This is a genomic window from Leptothrix toolikensis (SeqCode) (genome assembly GCF_057922285.1).
Genome location: NZ_JBYSVC010000007.1, coordinates 20000 through 39666, shown reverse-complemented (window position 1 = coordinate 39666; position 19667 = coordinate 20000). Strand labels below are relative to the sequence as shown.

The following is a 19667-nucleotide window of genomic DNA, read 5'->3' as shown; positions in this document are numbered from 1 at the left end:
GGTTTTGGTGCTGTACGTGAAAAGGGGGCCGAAAGGCCCCTTTTTCATGCCGTGACAAAACATGAATCGCCATGCTTTGTCATCTCAGCGCCAGCTTCGGGGACAACACTGCACGTCTTTTGCTTGGCCCTTTGGGTGCCGAGTGCGATCAAGGCGACCACCGTGCCGATGAAGACTGTCACCGAGCTGTACCACCAGAGCCTGGCTGAGCGTGGCTATCGCGCTGATGCAGCGCAGTTGCATGCCATTGCAACTTTGCAGCGTTGCCAGAACGCGTGGGCGGCCTACAAGCTCCAGCGCGGCAATGTGCTGACCAAGATCTTGGTGCGTCCGCCTTTGCCCAAGGGTGTGTACATGCACGGTGGGGTGGGGCGCGGCAAGAGCTTCTTGATGGACTGCTTTTACCAAGCGGTGCCGCTGACCCGCAAGACCCGGTTGCACTTCCATGAGTTCATGCGCGAGGTGCATCGGCAGTTGCAAGACTTGAAAGGCACGCCCAACCCGCTCGATGAATTGGGTCGGCGGATCTCGCGGCGTTTTCGGCTGATCTGCTTCGATGAGTTCCATATCGCTGACGTGACCGATGCGATGATCCTGCATCGACTGCTGACTGCCCTGTTTGCCAATCGGGTCTCGATCATCACGACATCTAATTTTAAACCCGATGATCTGTACCCGAACGGGCTACATCGTGATCGCATCCTGCCAGCCATTGAGTTGCTCAAAGCGCACATGGAGGTGATCAATGTCGATGCCGGCACCGATTACCGGCAGCGTGTGCTGACCCAAGTGCAGACCTACATGACACCCTTGGGCCATGAGACGGATGTGCGCATGAGTGCGTCTTTTGATCGCTTGGCCGAAGCCAAGGATGGTGATCCGCTGTTGCACATCGAGCACCGCCCGATTCGCGCCCGGCGGCGTGCCGGTGGGGTGGTGTGGTTCGACTTCAAGGACTTATGTGGCGGTCCACGTTCGCAGAACGACTATCTGGAGCTGGCCTCGCAGTTCCACACCTTGTTGCTGTCCGGGGTGCCTTACATGCCGCCCAAGCTGGCGTCGGAGGCGCGCCGCTTCACGTGGCTGATTGATGTGCTCTACGACCGGCACGTCAAGCTACTGATGTCCGCAGCGGTCGAGCCCGAGCAGCTCTATACCGAGGGGCCGATGGTGCATGAGTTCCCGCGCACGGTATCAAGGTTGCGGGAGATGCAATCGGCCGAGTTCTTAGCGACCGATTACCGCCGGGTCGATACCCGGTTGACCTGAATAACTTCAGGCCAAGGCATCCATCCGCATCAGCGCCAGCGAGAGGTTATCGCCACCCCCACGGGCCCGTTGACGCGCCTTGCTGATCAGCATCTTGCTGGCATCGCTGGGCTTGAGGGCATTGACGATGGTGCCCAGCTCGCGCGGGGTGAAGTAATGCCACAGCCCGTCACTGCACAACAGCAGGGAATCACCCACTTCGAGATGCTCGATGTGATGCAAGACCATCGGGGGGTCTTCCTCGGCACCCAAGCAACCGACCAAGAGGTTGGATTGGGGGTGCGAGTTGGCTTCTTCCTCGGTGATCTTGCCTTGCTCGACCAAGCGCTGCACCAGCGAATGGTCGAGCGTCCGAGTGACCATTTGGGCCCCTCGGAAGTGATAGACCCGCGAATCACCGGCGTGAATCACGTAACCTTCGCGGTTGGGCGTGATCAAGCAAGCGGCAATGGTGCTGTGGGGCTCTTGTTCAGCGGTGATGGCGGTCATGCGAATGGTCATGTGCGATTCACGCACCAACTGTTCGAGCAGCTCGCCGGGTTTGTCCCGGGCTGGACTGAAGCCACTGAACAGTTGCCGGGCGATCATGATCACTTGATCAGAGGCTTTGCGTCCGCCGCTTTTGCCACCCATACCGTCGGCCACGACGGCCAACAAGCAGCCCGGCATGCGGGGGTGAGCGATGATTTCAACTTGATCTTGTTGATACATGCGGTCGCCACGGTCAATGCCGGTGGCGGCGGAAAGTCGGTAGCCTTGGGAAGGGGGATGGCTCATGGCTGAAAACTATAATCTGACCCAGTGGGTTGTTTTGTTTGATCACGGTTGAGGTCTGTCGAGGACTGCCCAACATCTCCGCTATTTACGCATACGATGCCCGGAAAAGTGGTGCCGTTCAGACGAGAAACAACCCTTGATGATCCCGCATGACCTCTGAAGTGCCTGACGCGCTGTCCCAGCCCTCTCCGTGGCTTGAAACGGAGGTCACCGATGTCTTTGCTGTCGAGGGCCCGTTGGCCCGGATGGAGCCCGGTTATCGCCCCCGTAGGGCTCAAGTTCAATTGGCCCAAGCCGTGGCCAAGGCCTTGGACCGCCGACATGTGCTGGTCGCCGAAGCGGGTACGGGTGTCGGCAAAACCTATGCCTATTTGGTGCCTGTGTTGCTGGCCGGTTTGCGGGTGGTGGTCAGTACGGCCACCAAAGCCTTGCAAGACCAGCTTTTTTTGCGCGACTTGCCGCGCTTGACCCAAGCCTTGGGGCTGCCGCTGCGCGCTGCCTTGCTTAAGGGGCGCGGAGCGTACTTGTGCGCGCACCGACTCGACGAAGCGCGCCATCGCCTTGCTTTCCCGGCCGACCCACGCCTGTTGCGCGATCTGGCGCGGGTTGAAATATGGGCACAAACCACGATCAGCGGGGACATGGCCGAGGTGGCTGAGCTCGACGAGCGCACGCCGATCCGCGCTTGGGTCACGTCCTCGCGCGACAACTGCTTGGGCAGCGACTGCCCCCGTTTGCGCGATTGCCATGTCATCAAAGCGCGGCGTGAGGCGCTGCAAGCCGAGGTGGTGGTGGTCAATCACGCCCTGTTTTTTGCCGATATGAGCTTGCGTGATAGCGGTTTGGCCGAGCTGTTGCCCAACGTCGATGCGGTGGTGCTGGACGAAGCGCATCGGCTCAACGAGATGGGTGTGCAGTTTCTCGGGCAAACGCTGACGTCGGGCGCGTGGCTGGAGTTGGCCCGAGATCTGCTCGCGGTGGGGCTTGCCAAAGCGCGGGGCATGCAGGACTGGCGTGTTTTGTCCGGGCGCGTCGAGCGCCAAGTGCGGGGCTGGTGCCTGAGTGTGGCCAGCGTGGCCACGGCGGTGAGTCCACAGGCCAGTCGAGGGGGGCGCTTGCGTTGGGATCGTTGTGTCGCTCACCCTGACTTCACCCCGGGATTGCGTGATTTGGCCGCCTTGGCGGTGGAAGTGTGTGACGCCCTCGAAGGGCTGCGTGGGTTGGATCCGGAGTTCGAACGGCTCCATCAGCGGGTGCAGCACTTGGGTGATCGCGTCCAGATGTTTGCGCTGGAGGCTGCGCCCAAGCGGGTTCGTTGGCTGGATGTGCTGGGCTCGCACGTCACGCTGACCGACGCCCCCTTGGACTTGCGTGAGGCCTTGCGTGAGCCCATGAGCAAGCCGGGTCGTGCTTGGGTGATGACCTCGGCCACGTTGGGTGAGACCGAACAACTGGATTGGTTCACCCGCAGCTTGGGTCTGAAGGATGCGCACATCCTGCGGGTTGAAAGCCCGTTCGATTACGCCGCCCAAGCCCGTCTTTGGGTGCCTGAGCACTTGCCTCGACCGCAAGACCTTGCCCACGCCCCAGCCGTAGCGGCTTTGGCCGCCCGTTGTGTGGCGGTGCTGGGCGGGCGCACCTTTGTGCTCACGACCAGTTTGCGGGCCTTGAACAGCATCGGCGAGGCCTTGCAGCAGCACTTTGGGGGGGCTGTAGAGGTCTTGGTGCAGGGCCACGAGTCCCGCAGAGCCTTGCTGTCGCGTTTTATGGCAGCAGGTCAGAGCGGGCGAGCGGCGGTATTGGTGGGTTCGCAAAGCTTTTGGGAAGGCATTGATGTGCCAGGCAGGGCCTTGCAGTGTGTTTTGATCGACAAACTGCCGTTTCCTGTGCCCGACGATCCTTGGATGGAGGCTCGCTCGCAACTCTGCCAAGCCGAGGGGGGTGATCCCTTTCGGGATGTCTCCTTGCCGGAGACGGCGGTAGCCCTGAAACAAGGGGCTGGGCGTTTGATCCGCAGTGAAACCGATCAAGGCCTGCTGGTGATTTGCGATGTTCGTTTGGCCAAAATGTTTTACGGTCGGCGCTTGCTGCGCGCTCTGCCGCCCATGTTGCGACTTGGCAGTGAGTCGCAGGCGATGGCATGGTTGCAAGGGCTGCAAGCCACCGTTGCGCATGGAGGGTTACCAGAGATGCCACCAGCGCTTACGCGGTAGATCGAAGCCTTTGGCCAAAAAACGACTGTTGGGGTAGTTCAAACGCATGACCCGCTCGGCATCTTGTTTCAGGGGCAAAAGCCCGAGCTGTTCGTAGCTCTTGGACAAAATGAACAGCGCTTCTTCAGTGGCTGGCACCCCTCGAAAATCCTGTACCACCCGTTGGGCACGGTTGACAGCGGCGACGAACGCGTGGCGCTGGTAGTAGTAGCGCGCCACATGCACTTCGTAGGCTGCCAACGAATGGGTGATGTAGTCCATGCGCAGTTGGGCATCCGGGGCATAGCGCGACTCGGGGTAGCGATCCGTGACGACCTTGAACGATTGATAGGCCTCTTTGGCCGCTTGCTGATCGCGCTCGGTCAGGTCTTGGCGGCTCCAGTTGCCAAACAAGCCCAAGTCATCGTTGAAATTGATCAGGCCTTGCAGGTAGTAAGCGTAGTCGAGCGCTGGACTGGTGGGGTGCATTTTCAGAAAACGCTCGACGATGGCCAGTGACTGCGCGCGTTCTTGTTGGCGGTAGTAGATATAGGCTTGCTCAAGCTGGGCTTGCTGCGCCAGCAAAGAGCCTGTGGCACGGTTTTCGACTTTCTCGAAAAGCTGCTTGGCTTGCTCCAAGCCACCGCCTTCCAGCTCCTCCCGGGCCATTGCGTACAATTTTTCAGGGTTGTCTCGGTCGCTGTCACTCAGCGTCGGGGTGCCACTGCACCCTGACAATGCCGCAGCAAGCCCGAAGCCGAAGCCAAGCAAGGCCATGCGCAAGGCGCGCGCGCTCTGGCCCAAGAAGGTCAGTCGTAGGGTGGTCGGTCTCATGGGGCCGTGTTTTTCATTGTCAAGTTGGTCCGAAGAGAGCGCGAATTATATGAATGACCCTCTGGAATGGGCTGAAGTATCGGCCACGGATGAGGGCAGTGCCCCCATCTGGGATGCTGAGACCCGTGTTGAGTCGGTGGATGCCGCCGGACATGGCGAACGCTTAGATCGGTGGCTGGGCCGTTTGGCGACCGAGTTCTCTCGCAATCACATGCAGCAATTGATCCGTGATGGGCATGTCAGTGTGAATGGCGTGGTCGCCAACACACCGTCACGCAAGGTCCAGATTGGCCAGCGCATCAGTGTGACCTTGATGCCCACGGCACAAAGTCAAGCCTTCAGGCCGGAGCCGATGGCCCTCACGGTGTGTTTTGAAGATGAGCATGTGTTGGTGGTCAACAAGCCGGCGGGGATGGTGGTGCATCCTGCCGCTGGCAATTGGTCGGGCACCTTGCTCAACGGTCTGCTGGCGCGCTACCCAGCCTCCGTCCAGTTGCCCCGTGCGGGGATCGTCCATCGGCTCGACAAAGACACCAGCGGTTTGATGGTGGTGGCGCGGACGTTGGCGGCGCAGACCGCGCTGACCCGCATGATCGCGGACCGGGTGGTGCGGCGCGAATACTGCGCGGTGGTTCACGGCTGCGTCTCGGCCGCCTTGGCCACCATTGAAGCGCCGATTGGCCGAGATCCGGTGGTTCGGGTCCGTATGGCGGTGGTCGCCTCGGGGCGACCTTCCCGGACCGATGTGCGCTGTGTGGCGGCGGGCAGCCGTTTCAGTGCGGTGTTGTGCCGCTTACATACCGGGCGAACCCATCAGATTCGGGTCCACATGGCCAGTCGCGGGCATCCTTTGGTGGCCGATGAGATCTATGGTGGGCGCGCTGCGCTGGGGCTGACACGGCAAGCCTTGCATGCTTTGCGCTTGTCCTTCGAGCACCCCATCCATGGCCAGCTTTTGGCCTTTGAAGCGGAGCCTCCGGACGATTTACGCGCGGCTTGGCAGGAAGTGACTGGGCAGAATTCGGTGATTGGGTACAATCGCGCCGCCTGAGCCTTCGACCGGCCAGAGCCAAGCCGCCAAGCCCTTGATGTCCATGGATGATCGAGGGCGATGAACGCGAAGATGTGCGGCCAGTTGCGTGCCCGTGCGCCAGGACGCCTTGTCCTGCCCTGTTCCGAAGCTGTCAAGAACGCAGCGCGGATTTTTAGATGAAGTCATGAACACCCAAGATGCAAAGCGCGTTCTTGAGGCCGCTCTTCTCTGCGCGGATCAGGCGTTGTCGATGCGTGATATGCAAACACTGTTTGCTGATGAGCTGGCACCGGACGTCTTGCAGGAGTTGCTGGACGCGCTGCGGCGTGATTGGTCCTTGCGCGGTTTAATGTTGGTCCCTGTGGCCACAGGGTGGCGATTTCAGAGCCAGCCCGATGTGCAGGTCTATCTGGAGCGCTTGCATCCCGAAAAGCCACCGCGTTATTCGCGTGCGGTCTTGGAAACCTTGGCCATCATTGCCTATCGTCAGCCCGTGACCCGGGGTGATATCGAGCAGATTCGGGGTGTGGGCGTGAGCACACCCATCGTGCGGCAACTGGAAGATCGCGGCTGGATCGAAGTGATCGGCCACCGCGATGGCCCCGGGCGGCCTGCTTTGTATGCCACCACGCGCCATTTTCTGGACGATCTTGGACTCCATTCACTCCGGCAGTTGCCGGTACCTCTCAACCCGGCCGGGCCTGACACCGTGGCCGACACCGTGGCCGACGCGATCTCTGTTGCGCTCGGTTGAACTTCAGTTTTCTAGGCCCGAGGCCACACCATGAACGATCCTCAAGACAACGTGCCTTCCTCCGATCAACCCGATCCCTCGGTCCCGTCCCAAGACGGATCGGCTGAGAAGCCGGCGGTCAAGCGCCGCAGTCCGCGCCGCAAGGTGGTAGTGGTTGAAGCGGCCCCTGTCGAACCTGTAGAGGTCGAGGTAGCGCCGGTAGAAACCGCGGCACTGACCGAGCCGGTCAAGCGGCGTCGTCTGCGCAAGCCGGTGGTGGCTGAGCAGGTTCAACCGCAAGATCAACCCCAAGATCAACCCCAAGCAGCAACCCAAGAGGTTGCTGCTCCGGTCGAGGCATCCCTGGCCGTGACAGCGCCAAGCGAAGCTGCGCCAGTTCCCGTTGAGGGCTTTGCCTTTGCCGATGTGGTGTCGGGGGCCTATGACGCCGAGGACAGCGCCACCAGCAACGAAGCGCCTGAATCTGCCGAGCCCACCAAGCGTGTTTTGAGCGCCGATGCGGATGCCCCCAAGCTGCACAAAGTGCTGGCTCAAGTGGGTGTCGGTTCGCGGCGCGATATGGAACAGCTCATCATGGACGGGCGGGTCTCGGTCAATGGCGAGCCGGCCCATTTGGGCATGCGCATCACCTACGGCGATGAGATCAAGGTGGCTGGGCGCGTGGTCAAGGTGCGGATTGCTCCGCCCGTGGCGCGCATCTTGGCCTATCACAAGCCGGCTGGCGAGGTGGTGACGCACAACGACCCCGAAGGTCGCCCCACGGTGTTTCGGCGTTTGCCGCGTTTGGGTCACGGCAAGTGGCTCTCGGTGGGCCGGCTGGACTTGAACACCGAGGGGTTGTTGCTGTTCACCAACTCGGGCGAGTTGGCCAACCATTTGATGCATCCGCGTTTTGGCGTGGAGCGTGAATACGCCGTGCGGGTGCTTGGCACCTTGGACGACGTGGGGCGTGATCGCTTGCTGACCGGCGTCGATATTGAAGGCCAGAAAGCCTCCTTCAAGTCGATTGAAAACGGCGGCGGCGAGGGTATCAATCACTGGTATCGCGTCGTAATCACCGAAGGCCGTAACCGCGAAGTGCGCAAGCTCTTCGACGCCGTGGGCCTGACGGTGAGCCGACTGATTCGTATTCGTTATGCCTCCGTGGTGTTGCCCCGAGGCCTCAAGCGAGGCATTTGGGTGGAATTGGGTGAGGCGGATGTCCACCAGATCACCCGCATGGCCGGGATGGATCCCGAGCAGGTGGTGCCACAGCGCCGCGAGCGAGCCGCTGCACCACCGGCTCGCCAGCAACCTGTGCAAGGCGGTGGTGGACAGTCGCAGCCGCAGGGGCGCGGTCGCCAAGGGGGTCAAGCTGAACGCAGCGACCGTGGTGAGCGTGTTGATCGTGGTGACCGGGGTGACCGGGGTGGGCAACAAGCTGCGCCAGGTCGTCCGGGCAAGGGCCAAGATGGACCGCGCGGAGGAGGTCGCTCGAATGAGCGCAACGACCGCCAACCGGATCGCCAAGGTGAGCGCCAAAGCAGTGGTTTCCAGAACCGCCGGCCCAACCCGAATCAGAACCAGAACCCGAACGAGCAGCGTGCCGAGCCGCGTCGCCAAGTGGTGGCCGATGAGTTGTCGGACGATGGCCCGATGCATATTCCCAATCCGCTGGAACAGACCTTTGATCGCCGTTTCGCCACGGGTTCCAAGCGCATCAGCTCCGGCTTTGGTCGTCCGACCGAAGAGCCGATCCGTCAAGAGGGGCGTGGTCAAGGGCGCGGCCCGGGTCAGGGGCCGAAGCAGCCCGATCCGATGCAGACCTCGGTGGGTTATATCGGGGCAGATGCCTACTTCACCAAGCCCGGTGGGGGCGGTCGGCGAGGCGGGCGGCGCTAGAATGCCCGGTTTTTCACATCACTGATTTGCAGGAGTATTGACCCATGGCTATCGAACGCGCTCTTTCCATCATCAAGCCCGACGCTGTCGCCAAGAACGTGATCGGCCAGATTTACAGCCGCTTTGAAGGCGCAGGCCTGAAGATCGCCGCTGCCAAGCTGGTGCATCTGTCGCGCGCTGAAGCCGAAGCGTTCTACGCAGTTCACAAGGCTCGCCCGTTCTTCAACGATCTGGTGACGTTCATGATCTCCGGCCCGGTGATGATCCAAGTGCTGGAAGGCGAAAACGCCATTCTGAAGAACCGCGAACTGATGGGCGCGACCGACCCGAAGAAGGCCGAGAAGGGCACCATCCGTGCCGATTTCGCCGATTCGATCGACGCTAACGCTGTCCACGGCTCAGACGCCCCGGAAACCGCTGCTGTTGAAGTGGCGTTCTTCTTCCCCGGCCTGAACGTTTACAGCCGCTGATCGCTGCTTTCAATGACCGCAGTCAATCTGCTTGATTTCGACCTCGACGCGCTGGCAGCTTATTGCGAACAGCTCGGCGAGAAACGCTTCCGGGCGGTCCAGCTCTTTCGCTGGATCCATCAACGTGGGGCCACTGATTTCGAGCAGATGACCGATCTGGCCAAGTCGCTCAGATCCAAGCTGTCTGGGGTGGCGGTGATTCAACCGCTGCCTGTTATTTCTGAACATCGCTCCACCGACGGCACCATCAAATGGTTGTTTGACGTCGGGGCCGGTAATGCGGTCGAGGCGGTGTTCATCCCCGAAGACGACCGGGGCACGTTGTGTGTGTCCTCGCAGGCCGGTTGTGCGGTCGGTTGTCGTTTTTGTTCTACAGGGCATCAGGGCTTTTCGCGCAATCTCTCCACGGGGGAGATCTTGGCGCAGCTCTGGTACGCCGAACACAGTTTGCGGCGCGACGCGGCTACCCGTAGTCCGCATCGCTTGGGCCCCCAAGGTCTTCAAGGGACGCAGCCCTTAGAGCGCGTCATCACCAACGTCGTGATGATGGGCATGGGCGAGCCACTGCAAAACTACGCAGCAGTGCTGCCTGCGCTGCGCGTGATGCTTGATGACCACGGCTACGGCCTGTCGCGGCGGCGCGTCACGGTCTCGACCTCCGGGGTGGTGCCGATGATGGATCGGCTGGGTGCCGATCTGCCGGTGGCTCTTGCCGTGTCGCTGCATGCGCCGGACGATGCGCTGCGTGATCCACTCGTGCCGATCAATCGCAAGTACCCCCTGGCCGAGTTGCTGGAAGCTTGCCAGCGCTACTTGAAGACCGCGCCGCGCGACTTCATCACCTTCGAATATTGCATGCTCGATGGTGTCAACGACACCGAGGCCCATGCGCGGGCCTTGCTCGCCTTGGTCGGATCGCAGGGTCCGGTGGGCCGCGTGCCGTGCAAGTTCAATCTGATTCCTTTCAATCCTTTTCCCGCCTCAGGCCTGCTGCGCTCCAAGCGTGAACAGGTCGAAGCCTTTGCCCGCGTGTTGATCGAAGGTGGCTTGGTCACCACGGTGCGCAAGACGCGCGGCGATGACATCGACGCCGCCTGTGGTCAGCTGGCCGGTGAGGTCCAAGACCGCACCCGTGCGGTGGTGCGCATGACCCGAGGTCCGGTGCTTGCTGCGCAGCGGAGCGATCAGCCATGAGGCGGTGGCATGGGTGGTGGTGCCTGCTATGGGCCCTGAGTCTGTTCGGCCTGAGTCTGATCGGTGGTTGTGCCAGTTCAAACTCTTCCTCGGGTTCGGGGTTGTCGTCGGATGGCAATGGCGGTGTCCAGCATGCCGACTTGGTGACCTCGTCGGATGAGACCGATGTGGACAAGCGCTCGCGCATTCGTCTGGAGTTGGCCTCGGCTTATTTCTCTCAAGGCCAAACGGCGACGGCGCTGGATGAAGTCAAGCGGGCTTTGCAGGCCAATCCGAACAACGTACCGGCCTACAACTTGCGTGGCTTGATCTACGCCAGCTTGGGTGAGCCCGGCTTGGCCGATGAGAGCTTCCGGCGTGCTTTGCAGATCAACCCACAAGACGGTGACACCTTGCAGAACTACGGCTGGACTTTGTGCCGGTTCAAGCGTTACCCGGAAGCGGCGGTGCAATTCAATGCGGTCTTGGCTTTGCCCCAGTGGCGTGAGCCCGCCAAGACGTTGCTGGCTCAAGGGGTTTGCGAGGCCCGTGCGGGCAATCTTGACGTCGCCGAAAAGACGCTGGTGCGCAGCTATGAGCTGGACGCTGCCAACATGACCACCGCGCTCAACTTGTCGGAAGTACTGTTCCGGCGCGGCGACTTGGAGCGCGCCTTCTTCTACATTCAGCGCGTCAATGCGGTCGCTGAAAAGGCCAATGCCGAGACCCTCTGGCTGGCCCTTCGGATTGAGAGAAAACGCGGCCACCGTGCGGCCATGGACGAGCTGGGCCAGCAACTCCGTAATCGGTTCACGGGTTCAAGGCAAGCCACAGCGTATGAGCGGGGACAATTCGATGAGTAATGAGGCGGCGGCCCATGTGGCCGGGATCGACGACGTAGTGGTGCAGGGGGGCTCATCAGCAGGTGAGATGCTGCGCCGGTTGCGCCAAGACCGAGGTGTTGAGCTTGAGGCCTTGGCCAGTGCGCTGAAAGTGCCGGTCCACAAACTCGAAATGCTGGAAGCAGACCGCTTCCAAGAATTGCCGGGTTTGGCCTTTGTGCGCTCTCTGACCCAGTCGATGTGTCGTCAACTGCATGTCGATCCACAGCCGGTCATGGCGTTGCTGCCCAGCTCGGTGATCGCCTCTGAGTCACTTGAAAGCGTCAGTCGTGGTTTGGCGGAGCCTTTCCGTGAACCCTCGACCCGCACCGATCCCACCCGGTGGCCAGAATGGTTGCGACCCATGGTGGTCGGGCCGGCCTTGCTGTTGTTGATCGCGCTGGGCTTTTGGCTGGCACCTGGGCGCTCTGCGGTCACCGCTGCCGACGCCGACATGGGGGCCAGCATGCCTTCGGTCACCGTGCCTGCAAGTGGTGGTGGCAGTGGCGCATCGTCACCAGCAACGTCAACGTCGCTGGTGACGACCTCTGCGGCAGTTGTCCCGGCATCCGGCGCTTCGGGGGCCGCTGGCGTGCTTGGACCCTTGCCGTTGGTGGCTGCTTCAGCCCCGACCGAGATGGTGGTGACCGAAACCGTGCATTTGGTCTCCAACGAAGCCCCGACCGCTTCCAACCCGCCGCCCCATGTGGCGGGCCAAGTGGTGTTGCGCACCTCGGCTGAATCATGGGTGGAGGCTCGCGATGCGGCCGGGCAGTCTTTGCTGGCGCGCATGTTGATGCCGGGTGAGGTGGTGGGGTTGGATGGTGCGATGCCCGTGCGGGTCAAGATTGGCAATGTGTCGGGCACGACCTTGACCTTTCGTGGTCAAGCCGTCGATCTGGCCCCTTTCGCGCGCGATAACGTGGCGCGTGTGGAGTTGAAATGAATGCGTCCGACATGACCATGGTTCCCATTCCTTTGGGCGAACCGGCCTCGCGCCGCAGCCTTCAGGCGCGTGTGGTTTGGGGTGATCGGGTCGTGACCGTCGGCGGGGATGCGCCGGTGCGCGTGCAGTCGATGACCAATACCGACACGGTCGATGTCATCGGCACCGCAATCCAGGTGAAAGAGCTGGCGCTGGCCGGCTCAGAGATGGTGCGCATCACCGTCAACACGCCCGAAGCAGCGGCAGCCGTGCCCGAGATCCGTGCCCAGCTCGACCGCATGCAGATCGACGTGCCCTTGATCGGCGACTTTCACTACAACGGCCACCGCTTGCTGACGGACTTCCCCGAGATGGCGCAAGCGCTGTCCAAGTACCGCATCAACCCCGGCAACGTCGGCAAGGGCGACAAGCGAGATCGCCAGTTCGGCTTGATGATCGAAGCGGCCCTGCGCCACGACAAGCCGGTACGCATTGGCGTGAACTGGGGCAGCCTGGATCAAGATTTGCTCGCACGTTTGATGGATGAGAACCACCAGCGCCCGCAGCCGTGGGAAGCCCGACAGGTCATGTACGAGGCGCTGATCCAGTCGGCCCTTGATTCCGCCGCCTACGCGGTGGAGCTGGGTATGAACCCGGCGCAGGTGCTGATCAGCTGCAAGGTCTCGGGCGTGCAGGATCTGATCGCGGTCTACCGTGAACTGGCCAAGCGCTGTGATTACCCGCTGCATCTCGGCCTGACCGAAGCAGGCATGGCGACCAAGGGCACGGTGGCCTCAAGCGCGGCGCTGGCTGTGCTGCTGCAACAAGGCATTGGCGACACGATCCGCGTTTCACTCACGCCCCAGCCGGGCGAAGCCCGCACCCAAGAGGTGGTGGTGGCGCTGGAGATCCTCCAAGCTTTGGGCTTGCGCACCTTTGTGCCGAGTGTGACGGCTTGCCCGGGTTGTGGGCGCACCACCAGCACCACCTTCCAAGAGCTTGCCAAGGGCATCGACGATTATTTGCGCGCCAGCATGCCGCTTTGGCGCGCCAAGTATCCGGGCGTGGAGCACCTTAAGGTGGCGGTGATGGGCTGCATCGTCAACGGTCCCGGTGAGAGCAAGCACGCTGACATCGGTATCAGCCTGCCCGGCACCGGCGAAGCGCCCGCTGCGCCCGTTTTCATCGACGGTGAGAAGGCGCTGACGCTGCGTGGCGAAGGCATCGCCACCGAGTTCCACGCCTTGGTTGAGCAATACATTGAACGCCGTTTTGGCACTTCCGGCACTTCCTGATGAGCGAAAAACTCCAAGCCGTCAAAGGCATGAACGACCTGCTGCCGCCCGATTCGGCCCGCTGGGAATGGTTTGAAGAGACGGTGCGCGCGCTGATGCGCCGCTACGGCTACGCCAACATCCGCACCCCCATCGTCGAGCCGACGCCGCTGTTTGTGCGCGGTTTGGGCGAAGTCACCGACATCGTCGAGAAGGAGATGTACTCCTTCGAAGACAAGATGAACGGCGACGCGTTGACGCTGCGTCCTGAAGGCACCGCTGGGGTGGTGCGCGCTGTGGTGCAAAACAACTTGCTCTACGACGGTGGCAAGCGGCTGTTCTATATCGGCCCGATGTTTCGCCACGAGCGGCCGCAAAAGGGCCGCTATCGCCAGTTCCACCAAGTTGGTGTCGAGGCCATGGGCTTTGCCGGTCCGGACGTGGACGCCGAAGTGATCCTGATGGCGCGCAGCCTGTGGCGTGATCTGGGCTTGAGCGATGTGCGCCTCGAACTCAATAGCCTTGGTCAACCGCCAGAGCGCCAAGCGCACCGTGCGGCCTTGATCACGTACTTCGAAGCCCACCTTGATCAGCTCGATGAAGAAGCCAAACGGCGTTTGCATAGCAACCCGCTGCGCATCCTCGACACCAAGAACCCGGCCATGCAAGCCCTGGTCGAAGCGGCGCCGCAGTTGATGGATTTCTTGGGCGAGGCGTCGATCAAGCATCTGAACGCGGTGCGTGCGGTGCTTGATGCCGTCGGCCAACCCTATCGCATCAACCCGCGCTTGGTGCGCGGCATGGACTACTACAACCTGACGGTGTTCGAGTGGGTCACGGACCGCCTCGGCGCGCAAGGCACGGTGTGCGGCGGCGGGCGCTACGACGGCTTGATCGAGCAAATCGGCGGCAAGCCGGCCCCGGCGGTGGGTTGGGGCTTGGGTGTCGAGCGTGTGCTGGCGCTGTTGGAAGAAGGTGGCCTGACGCCACCGACGCAGGTGCCCGACGTTTACGTGGTGGTGCCGGATGTGCCAGCGCTGGTGCCTGCCATGGTCACGGCCGAAGCCTTGCGAGCGGCAGGCGCGCGCGTGTTGCTGCACCCTTTCGGCAAGGACGGCCCAGGCAGCATGAAGTCGCAGTTCAAAAAGGCCGATGCCAGCGGCGCACGCTTCGCGCTGGTGTTTGGTGGCGACGAGTTGGCTCAAGGGATGGTGGCCGTGAAGCCGTTGCGCGCTGGCGGTGGTGAGCAGCGTTTGCAGCCTTTGGCCGAGGTGGCCGCATGGGCTGCTGACTTGGTGGGCGGTGCCGCCTGAGAGGGCGGGGGCCGCATAATCGCGAATTTTCCTGCGGCCCTTGAAGGGCGCAGGGCTAGCACGGGCACGACTTGCGCATGAGCAATCTAGATCTTGAAGAGCAGGAACAGCTCGAACAACTGAAGCATTTCTGGCGGCGTTGGGGCAACCTGATCAGCTGGTCGCTGGTGGCGGTGCTGCTGGCGTGGTCGGGCTGGAACGGTTGGCAGTGGTGGCAACGCGACCAAGCCGCCAAGGCAGCGGGCATGTTTGACGCCTTGGAGCAAGGCGTGTCGGCGGGCGATGTGGCGCGTGTCAATCAAGTCTTTGCTGATTTGAAGAGCCGCTACCCCGGGACCGCCTACGCCGGCCAAGCGGGCTTGATGGCTGCTCGGCTGCAATGGGAACGGGGCCAGAAAGATGCGGCTCGCACCAGCTTGACATGGGTGATCGACGAGGCGTCTGAGCCGGAATACCGCACCTTGGCGGCGTTGCGTTTGGCGGCTGTTCTGGCTGACGACAAGAAATTTGATGAGGCCCTCAAGGTGCTCGCCGCTGACCCTCCCAAGGCCATGGCTGCTTTGGTCGAAGACCGGCGCGGTGACATCTTGCAGATGCAAGGCAAGGTCGATGAAGCCGTTAAGGCCTACACCGTGGCTTGGCAGACCATGCCTGAGACGGTGGATTACCGCCGCGCCATCGAGGCCAAGTTGACGGCGCTGGGCAAGGCCTCGGTGCTGGCCCCAGCTTCAGCCGCCAACGCCGCGTCGGGAGCTTCTCGATGAATCGTCGCGCCAACGCCAAGGCTGTGTTGACCCGTGCCGCCGCCTTGTTGGGTTTGGTGGGCTGGGTGGCATGGGGTGGTGTTTGGTTGGCAGGGTGTGCTTCACCGCCGCCTGAGCCTGCGGCCTTGGAACCTTTTACCCCAAGCCTCAAGGGTCAGCAGATCTGGTCGCGCACCATGGGGCCTTTGGTGCCTGGACAGAGCGTGGCTGTGGTGGGTGAGCGTTTTGTTTTGGCCACTCAGGCGGGTGAGTTGATCACGCTGGACGCCGCCACCGGCTTGCCGCGTGAACGGGTGCGGATCGGCACGCCGATTTCTGCCGGCGTGGGCAGCGACGGGGTGCATAGCGCCGTGGTGACCCGCGACAACGAGCTGGTGGTGGTGGCGGCCGGAGCGATCCGCTGGAAGACGCGCCTGAACATGCGCGTGGTCACGCCTCCTTTGGTGGCGGGTGAGCGGGTTTTTGTGCAGGGCGTGCAGCGCACGGTCGAGGCCTATGACGCCCACGACGGCCGCAAGCTCTGGACTTTTCAGCGTCCGGCCGCCGAAGCTTTGGCCTTGGCGCAGACCGGCGTGCTGATGGCCTACCAAAACACGCTTCTTGTCGGGATGGGCGCGCGCATGGTGGCGCTTGACCCCTTGCTGGGGTCGGTGCGCAGTGAGCATGTGATTGCCACGCCGCGTGGCACCAACGAAGTCGAGCGCTTGGCCGATTTGGTGGGGCCTGCGGGACGTGCAGGCGATGTGGTGTGTGTCCGCGCCTTTCAATCGGGCGTGGGCTGCGTGGACATGGCGCGTTTGGCGCTGCTCTGGTCGCGGCCGAATGCTGGCTTTCAAGGTTTGGCGGCGGATGGTGACTTTGTTTTTGGTGCCACCACGACAGATCGCTTGACCGCTTGGCGTCAACCCACGGGCGATGTGGTCTGGAGTACCGATCGGTTGCGCAACCGGGGCCTGAGCACACCGCTGCTGTTTGATCGCACGGTGGTGATGGGCGATGCGCAAGGATGGGTCCACTTCCTCTCAAGAGACAAGGGCGAAACGTTGTTTCGCTGGTTCACCGACGAGAGTGGAGTGATGGCACCGCCTGTGCGGGCTGCCAAGAATGTGCTGGTGTTGACCCGTGCGGGCAACGCCTATGGCCTGCGGGTCGAATGACGGATGAATTGACGCTCTGATGAAACCAGTGATCGCTTTGGTGGGACGCCCCAACGTGGGCAAATCCACGCTTTTCAACCGACTCACGGGCAGTCGTGATGCGATCGTGGCGGACTATCCCGGCCTGACGCGGGACCGGCACTATGGGGACGGCAAGCTGGCTGGCCACGCCTTCATCGTCATTGATACGGGTGGCTTTGAGCCCGATTGCACCGAGGGCATCTTCAAGGAGATGGCTCGCCAAACCCGCCAAGCGGTGGCCGAAGCGGATGCGGTGGTGTTTGTGGTGGATATCCGCGCTGGCTTGTCCGCGCAGGACCATGACATTGCCAAGTACCTGCGCAGCGCCAACAAGCGCGTCATCCTTGCGGCCAACAAGGCCGAAGGCATGATCGATGCGCCGCAACTTTCTGAGTTCTACGAGCTGGGCATTGGCCCGCCGCTGGCGATTTCCTCGGCCCACGGCCAAGGTATTCGCAGCTTGGTCGAAATCGCCTTGGAAGGCCTGGAGCCGCCCGAGGAAGAGGATGAGGCCGCCAAGGGTGCAGCGGGTGGCCCCAACCGGCCGATTCGTTTGGCCGTGGCTGGCCGGCCCAATGCGGGCAAGTCCACCTTGATCAACGCTTGGCTGGGCGAAGAGCGCTTGGTGGCTTTTGATCTGCCGGGCACGACCCGCGACACCATCCACGTGCCGTTCGAGCGCAATGGCCAGCATTTCGAGCTGATCGACACCGCAGGTCTGCGTCGCAAGGGCAAGGTCTTTGAAGCCATCGAGAAGTTCTCGGTGGTCAAAACCCTGCAAGCGATTGCCGACGCCAACGTGGTGTTGCTGGTGGTGGATGCGACCGAAGGGGTGTCCGATCAAGACGCCCACATCGCGGGCTACATCTTGGAGGCCGGTCGGGCGGTGGTGGTGGCGATCAACAAGTGGGACGCCATCGACCGCTACCAGCGCGAACGCTTGGATCGCTCCATTGAGCTGCGCCTGCCGTTCTTGAAGTTCGCCCCGATCATTCAAATTTCGGCGACGCGTCGCCAAGGCTTGGGGCCTTTGTGGCAAGCGATCACGGGTGCGTGGGCGGCGGCGATGGCCAAGTTGCCCACCCCGGTGCTGACGCGCTTGCTGCAAGAAGCGGTGCAGTTCCAGCAACCCAAGCGAGTGGGCTCAACCCGGCCCAAGCTGCGCTACGCCCACCAAGGCGGGCAGAATCCGCCGCTGGTGGTGATCCACGGTAATGCGGTGGATCAAGTCACGGATGTCTACAAGCGCTATTTGGAGAGCCGAATCCGGGCGCATTTCAATTTGGCGGGTACGCCGCTGCGCATCGAGTTCCGCGCTTCGCATAACCCGTTCGATGCCAAAGATTCCTAAAGCCCCCCCGGGGTCAGCGGGCGCGTGTGTTAACGTGCGCGCTCATTTCGTCCAACGTAACAACTCCACCCAGACGGAGAACCATCGTGAGCAATAACAAAGGGCAACTTCTACAAGACCCGTTTCTGAACCTGCTTCGCAAGGAGCATGTGCCGGTGTCGATCTACCTTGTCAATGGCATCAAGTTGCAAGGTCATATCGAGTCCTTCGATCAGTACGTGGTTCTGTTGCGCAATACCGTGACCCAGATGGTTTACAAGCACGCGATCTCGACGGTCGTGCCAGGTCGTCCGGTGGTCAATTTCCACGTCGGTGATCAGCCTGCGGACTTGCTTTGAGCCAGTCCGCTGACGGCCTCTTCGGGTTGACGCACGCTTGACTGCACCTGTTGTTTCTGCCGCTGATCTGCCACGGGCTGTGCTCGTGGGGGTTGACTTTGGCGGTAAGGCTTTCTTCGATCCTTCCTTGGACGAGTTGGCTTTGCTGGCCGAGTCCGCTGGTGATCTGCCAGTGGCGAAGTTGACCGCCAAGCGGCGCAGTGTCGATGCCGCTCTTTTTGTCGGCTCAGGCAAGGCCGATGAAATCAAAGCCTTGGTGCAACTGCACGCCGCGCAATGTGTGATCTTCGATCAGCTTCTTGGGCCGGCACAGCAGCGTAATCTGGAAAAACACCTCGGTGTTGAGGTGCTCGACCGGACCATGTTGATCCTTGAGATCTTCGCGGCCCGGGCGCGCAGCCACGAAGGTAAGTTGCAAGTCGAGTTGGCGCGGCTTCAGTACCTCTCGACCCGCCTTGTGCGGCGTTGGAGTCACTTGGAGCGTCAGCGCGGCGGTGTCGGCTTGCGCGGTGGCCCTGGGGAAACCCAGATTGAGCTGGATCGCCGCATGATTGGCGAGCGCATCAAGGCCGTCAAAGAGCGTTTGGTCAAGGTCAAGCGCCAACGCGGCACCCAGCGTAAAGCGCGTGAGCGCAGCGGGGTGTTGCGGGTCTCGTTGGTCGGCTACACCAATGCCGGCAAGAGCACCTTGTTCAATGCCTTGGTGAAGGCGCATGTCTACGCCGCCGACCAGCTCTTTGCCACGCTCGACACCACCACGCGCCAGCTCTACCTTGAAGAGGCACAGGCCCGCGTGTCTTTGTCGGACACGGTGGGCTTTATCCGCGATTTGCCCCATGCCTTGGTCAACGCTTTTCAAGCCACTTTGCAAGAGGCGATGGAAGCGGATGTGCTGTTGCATGTGGTCGATGCGGCCAGCCCAACGTGGTTCGATCAAGTCCGTGAAGTCCAGCGCGTGCTGGGCGAGATCGGTGCCGCCGATGTTCCACAGATTCTCATCTTCAACAAATGGGATCTGATGGAGGAAACCCTCCGTCCTCGGGCGGATGAAGATTTTTTCGAGCTCGAACCGGGCCGCAGTGTGCCGCGACTGTTTGTAAGCGCAGTCACCGGACACGGCCTGGCGCGTTTACGCCAAGTCATTGCAGATTGCCGTGAGCCTGAAACGGCTGATGAGCACGCTACGCCCCCTTGGCCTGACTCAGACCCTGAATCAGCCTCTGAATCAGATGATCAGCCTGTGACCCCATGAGAACAGAC

At 61.9% G+C, this 19667-nt stretch carries 18 protein-coding genes; 16 read left to right on the top strand and 2 right to left on the bottom strand.

Annotation, left to right across the window (positions count from 1 at the left end):
• The first annotated feature begins 168 nt into the window (after positions 1 to 168).
• Positions 169 to 1269, top strand: coding sequence for a cell division protein ZapE (zapE, locus tag AC3VI7_RS02340; protein ID WP_489668309.1), 1101 nt, complete (start codon positions 169 to 171; stop codon positions 1267 to 1269).
• A 6-nt stretch (positions 1270 to 1275) separates the two neighbouring features.
• Here zapE and AC3VI7_RS02335 read toward each other — a convergent pair whose 3' ends face one another.
• On the bottom strand, positions 1276 to 2046 hold the full coding sequence (locus AC3VI7_RS02335; RefSeq protein ID WP_489668255.1) for a PP2C family protein-serine/threonine phosphatase: 771 nt from the start codon (positions 2044 to 2046) through the stop codon (positions 1276 to 1278).
• Between the two features lie 149 nt (positions 2047 to 2195).
• On the opposite strand from AC3VI7_RS02335, the gene yoaA reads away from it, so the two are divergent.
• Positions 2196 to 4259, top strand: coding sequence for a DNA repair helicase YoaA (gene yoaA, locus AC3VI7_RS02330; protein WP_489668256.1), 2064 nt, complete (start codon positions 2196 to 2198; stop codon positions 4257 to 4259).
• Here the strand turns inward: yoaA and AC3VI7_RS02325 are convergent.
• Positions 4227 to 5015: an outer membrane protein assembly factor BamD gene (locus AC3VI7_RS02325; RefSeq protein WP_489668310.1), complete on the bottom strand. Its 789-nt coding sequence runs from the start codon at positions 5013 to 5015 to the stop codon at positions 4227 to 4229. The genes yoaA and AC3VI7_RS02325 overlap by 33 nt on opposite strands.
• 106 nt (positions 5016 to 5121) lie before the next feature.
• Between AC3VI7_RS02325 and AC3VI7_RS02320 the strand changes: the two genes are divergently transcribed.
• The 14 genes from AC3VI7_RS02320 to hflX all read left to right on the top strand — a co-directional run bounded on the left by AC3VI7_RS02320 (position 5122) and on the right by hflX (position 19659).
• A complete protein-coding gene (locus AC3VI7_RS02320) occupies positions 5122 to 6123 on the top strand; it encodes an RluA family pseudouridine synthase (protein ID WP_489668257.1) in 1002 nt (333 codons plus the stop codon).
• A gap of 166 nt (positions 6124 to 6289) precedes the next feature.
• Positions 6290 to 6859, top strand: a complete 570-nt coding sequence (scpB, locus tag AC3VI7_RS02315; protein ID WP_489668258.1) for an SMC-Scp complex subunit ScpB — start codon at positions 6290 to 6292, stop codon at positions 6857 to 6859.
• Positions 6860 to 6889: 30 nt separating this feature from the next.
• Positions 6890 to 8740 (top strand): 23S rRNA pseudouridine(2605) synthase RluB, encoded by a 1851-nt coding sequence (rluB, locus tag AC3VI7_RS02310; protein ID WP_489668259.1) that lies wholly within the window; start codon positions 6890 to 6892, stop codon positions 8738 to 8740.
• A gap of 44 nt (positions 8741 to 8784) precedes the next feature.
• Positions 8785 to 9210, top strand: coding sequence for a nucleoside-diphosphate kinase (gene ndk, locus AC3VI7_RS02305; protein WP_369415553.1), 426 nt, complete (start codon positions 8785 to 8787; stop codon positions 9208 to 9210).
• Between the two features lie 12 nt (positions 9211 to 9222).
• Entirely contained in the window at positions 9223 to 10404 is a 1182-nt protein-coding gene (rlmN, locus tag AC3VI7_RS02300) for a dual-specificity RNA methyltransferase RlmN (RefSeq protein ID WP_489668260.1), read from the top strand.
• Entirely contained in the window at positions 10401 to 11246 is an 846-nt protein-coding gene (pilW, locus tag AC3VI7_RS02295) for a type IV pilus biogenesis/stability protein PilW (RefSeq protein WP_489668261.1), read from the top strand. The genes rlmN and pilW overlap by 4 nt, the downstream gene beginning before the upstream one ends.
• Entirely contained in the window at positions 11239 to 12210 is a 972-nt protein-coding gene (locus tag AC3VI7_RS02290) for a helix-turn-helix domain-containing protein (protein WP_489668262.1), read from the top strand. The genes pilW and AC3VI7_RS02290 overlap by 8 nt, the downstream gene beginning before the upstream one ends.
• On the top strand, positions 12207 to 13484 hold the full coding sequence (ispG, locus tag AC3VI7_RS02285; protein ID WP_489668263.1) for a flavodoxin-dependent (E)-4-hydroxy-3-methylbut-2-enyl-diphosphate synthase: 1278 nt from the start codon (positions 12207 to 12209) through the stop codon (positions 13482 to 13484). Before AC3VI7_RS02290 ends, ispG begins: the two co-directional genes overlap by 4 nt.
• Positions 13484 to 14776, top strand: a complete 1293-nt coding sequence (gene hisS, locus AC3VI7_RS02280; protein ID WP_489668264.1) for a histidine--tRNA ligase — start codon at positions 13484 to 13486, stop codon at positions 14774 to 14776. Before ispG ends, hisS begins: the two co-directional genes overlap by 1 nt.
• 77 nt (positions 14777 to 14853) lie before the next feature.
• Positions 14854 to 15540 (top strand): YfgM family protein, encoded by a 687-nt coding sequence (locus AC3VI7_RS02275; RefSeq protein ID WP_489668265.1) that lies wholly within the window; start codon positions 14854 to 14856, stop codon positions 15538 to 15540.
• Positions 15537 to 16697: an outer membrane protein assembly factor BamB gene (locus tag AC3VI7_RS02270; protein WP_489668266.1), complete on the top strand. Its 1161-nt coding sequence runs from the start codon at positions 15537 to 15539 to the stop codon at positions 16695 to 16697. Before AC3VI7_RS02275 ends, AC3VI7_RS02270 begins: the two co-directional genes overlap by 4 nt.
• Before the next feature lie 19 nt (positions 16698 to 16716).
• Complete coding sequence (gene der, locus AC3VI7_RS02265) at positions 16717 to 18069, top strand: ribosome biogenesis GTPase Der (RefSeq protein ID WP_489668267.1); 1353 nt, start codon at positions 16717 to 16719, stop codon at positions 18067 to 18069.
• Positions 18070 to 18155: 86 nt separating this feature from the next.
• Positions 18156 to 18407 carry an RNA chaperone Hfq gene (hfq, locus tag AC3VI7_RS02260; RefSeq protein ID WP_009453400.1) on the top strand — a complete coding sequence of 84 codons (252 nt, stop codon included), beginning with the start codon at positions 18156 to 18158 and terminating at the stop codon, positions 18405 to 18407.
• 37 nt (positions 18408 to 18444) lie between these two features.
• Positions 18445 to 19659 carry a GTPase HflX gene (gene hflX, locus AC3VI7_RS02255; RefSeq protein WP_489668268.1) on the top strand — a complete coding sequence of 405 codons (1215 nt, stop codon included), beginning with the start codon at positions 18445 to 18447 and terminating at the stop codon, positions 19657 to 19659.
• Positions 19660 to 19667 lie beyond the last annotated feature (8 nt).